Annotated in this window: 1 protein-coding gene; it reads right to left on the minus strand. The window is 71.0% G+C overall.

Annotated elements, in window-relative coordinates; genetic code table 11:
• On the minus strand, positions 1-503 hold a 503-nt coding region (locus AX685_RS13875; RefSeq protein WP_197418622.1), incomplete at both ends, for a PepSY-associated TM helix domain-containing protein.

Genomic DNA, 503 nt, shown 5'->3' on the forward strand with positions numbered 1-503 from the left:
CCACCCCCGCCAGCCCGCGCCGCCCGCGCGGCCACCACAGGTACAGGCCGGTGGCGATCAGCACGATCGCCCAGCCCGCCGCCAGTTCCATCACCAGCCCGCCCCACCAGCCGAGCATCAGCGAGCCGTGGAGCGTGTCGGCCATCCCCACCAGCGTGCGGGTATAGATGTAATCGCCCAGCACGCGCCCGCTGCCCGGATCGACCGCGACGCGCAGCGGATCGCCGGCGGCGGGCGTGACGAACACGATCGCGGGCCGGTTCGCCGCCGCCGGCATGTCGATCCGCGTCACCTTCCCGGGATGTGCCGACAGCGCCGCGTCGACCAGCCGCGAGGGCGGCAGCTGTGCGACGTGCGCGGGGACGAAACGACGGGTCGGGTACAGCGCGTCGTCGATCTCGTCATTGAACAGATAGATCGCGCCGGTGATGCTGAGGATCAGCAGGAACGGTGCGACGACCAGCCCGGCATAGAAATGCCAGCGCCAGAGCGCGCGATAGGTG

It is taken from the genome of Sphingomonas sp. CCH9-F2, assembly GCF_001556735.1.
Classification (GTDB): domain Bacteria; phylum Pseudomonadota; class Alphaproteobacteria; order Sphingomonadales; family Sphingomonadaceae; genus Sphingomonas; species Sphingomonas ginsenosidimutans.